The following is a 1,575-nucleotide window of genomic DNA, read 5'->3' as shown; positions in this document are numbered from 1 at the left end:
CGTTAGATGGTGGCGCACTGCCTAAATCAATTAAAGGTAGTGTTAACTCTGTTGCACAATGGCGGCATTTCATACTGCAATTCCTTCAAAATCATTGTTAATCATAGGGTGGTTAGTATCTCGTTCAGACATTTCAGCAATAGCAAGCGGCCAAGTAATGTTCAGCTTTGAGTCTTGTGCATTCAATGCTGCCTCAGCGCCCTGCACATAGGGTGCACTATGTAAATAAATCAATTCACAGTCTTCAGTTAAAGTTTGAAACCCATGCGCAAATCCTTCTGGAATCAATAAACTTCGACGATTTTCTGCACTAAGAACTTCGCCATACCATTGTAAGAAAGTGGATGACCCTTGGCGCAAATCTATAGCCACATCAAATATTTCGCCTTTAAGACAACTCACTAGCTTAATCTCTGCATGCGGCGGCATTTGATAATGCAAGCCCCTTACTGCGCCTTTGTTGCGTGTAAACGTGTGATTAATTTGGCTAATGCCCTTGTTAAAACCAATTGGATAAAACTCTTCTGCACAAAAAAATCGGCTAAGAAATCCACGGTTATCTTCAATTAACTGACGTTGAACCACTTTCAGGCCGTTGATTGATGTGTTAATAAAATCAAAGCGCGCCATCGTTAAACATTTCGCTTTGTTTGTTCATATTTTTTAATTTGGTCTAGCGTAAAATCATGCATATTTTTACCCTGATGCCAGCACTCATGCCATGAAACAATTGCATCTAGTGCAGTTTTTAAATTCCAACGCGACTGCCAATTAAGATTAGCACGCGCTTTACTACTATCTAGCTTTAAGTAATTTGCTTCGTGAGGCTGTGGCGTTTCATCTCGCTGCCAAATTGCGCCAGGTATTGATGCTACTAACTGCTCTACTATCCACGCAACATTTCTAGCGTCTTCATCCGCTGGCCCGAAATTCCAGGCCTCTGCAAATTGTTCACCATGAGAATATAGCTGCTGCGCTAAAGTTAAGTAGCCAGAAAGCGGCTCTAATACATGCTGCCATGGTCTCACTGCATTTGGTGACCGCACAGACAGTGCTTGCTTAGCGTCTATGGCTCGGAAAAAATCTGGAATCAGACGGTCAGATGACCAATCACCCCCACCTATTACATTACCCGCCCTTGCCGTTGCCACTGCAACCCCAGAGGTCGCTAAAAAAGAACGTCTATAAGCCGCCGTCACCAATTCAGAGCAGCCCTTGCTGCTTGAGTATGGATCATAACCGCCCATTGCCTCATCTTCTCTATAAGGCCAAACCCATTCACGGTTTTCATAGCACTTGTCAGTCGTTACATTAACCACTGCTTTAACACTGCTAGTATTGCGAATTGCCTCAAATAAATTCACTGTGCCCATTACGTTGACAGAATAAGTTTCTACGGGAGACTCGTACGAATATCTAACTAGCGGCTGCGCCGCTAAATGAAACACAATCTCTGCGCCAGAGGCTTGTAATGCTTCATGGAGTAATGATGAGTCTCTAATATCGCCAATAGTGCTACTGGCTAAACTATCAGCTACATTTGCGACAGTAAATAGATTCGGTGTTGTGTTAGGT

The 1,575-nt window shown here is 43.2% G+C and carries 2 protein-coding genes; both read right to left on the bottom strand.

All coding sequences use genetic code 11. The features are described 5' to 3' along the window. Positions 1-69: 69 nt before the first annotated feature. The gene (gene rfbC / locus B7Y67_RS17540) at positions 70-630 is read right to left on the bottom strand and encodes a dTDP-4-dehydrorhamnose 3,5-epimerase (protein WP_293599729.1); all 561 of its coding nucleotides are present in this window, start codon (positions 628-630) and stop codon (positions 70-72) included. A 2-nt stretch (positions 631-632) separates the two neighbouring features. After that, a partial coding sequence (rfbG, locus tag B7Y67_RS17535; protein WP_293599728.1) for a CDP-glucose 4,6-dehydratase occupies positions 633-1,575 on the bottom strand: 943 nt, incomplete at its 5' end.

The sequence above is a fragment of the Polynucleobacter sp. 35-46-11 genome (assembly GCF_002281105.1).
This window is presented reverse-complemented; position numbering and strand designations above follow the sequence as displayed.

What these genes read in the sequence shown, in the direction of transcription:
- rfbC (WP_293599729.1), bottom strand. Translation starts at nt 630, where the DNA reads ATGGCGCGCTTTGATTTTATTAACACATCAATCAACGGCCTGAAAGTG.